The 369-nt window shown below is 68.8% G+C and carries 1 protein-coding gene; it reads right to left on the bottom strand.

The features are described 5' to 3' along the window. Window positions 1–132 (bottom strand): FAD-dependent oxidoreductase (locus tag SB822_RS55415; RefSeq protein WP_410858883.1); only part of this gene is annotated, 132 nt, incomplete at its 3' end. Between the last annotated feature and the right edge of the window lie 237 nt (window positions 133–369).

Raw genomic sequence — 369 nt, 5'->3', positions numbered from 1 at the left:
GCCGTGACCATAGGTGGCGCCCTGCGCGACGGTGGCGTGGCGCTCCACGACGCATACCCGGTGGCCGGCCGCGCGTAGCTGATAAGCGGTGGCGACGCCAGCAATCCCGCCGCCAATGACGATGACATCCATTGTTCTGATTCGATTTGCCGGGCGGGGGCCGTTGTGCGGGCCCCGCTAGGCGTGACATGCGGCGCGGCCGCACCTCGCGCGCAGCCAAGACTTCCGGAACGAAGTCCGGCGCGGCTCGCGACGTGAGGCCGGCGCAAGGCCACGCCTTGCTCGCACCGATCTGATGAAAGGGCGAATGATAGCAGTCAACGCCCGCGCATGGTCATGCGCGCTGCTGCGCAGGCGTCGGCCGAGACA

Origin of the sequence: Paraburkholderia sp. SIMBA_054 (genome assembly GCF_046534875.1) — a bacterium.
Lineage (GTDB): Bacteria > Pseudomonadota > Gammaproteobacteria > Burkholderiales > Burkholderiaceae > Paraburkholderia > Paraburkholderia hospita.
Note: the sequence above shows the minus strand (reverse complement) of the source record. Positions and strands in the feature narration are given on the sequence as shown.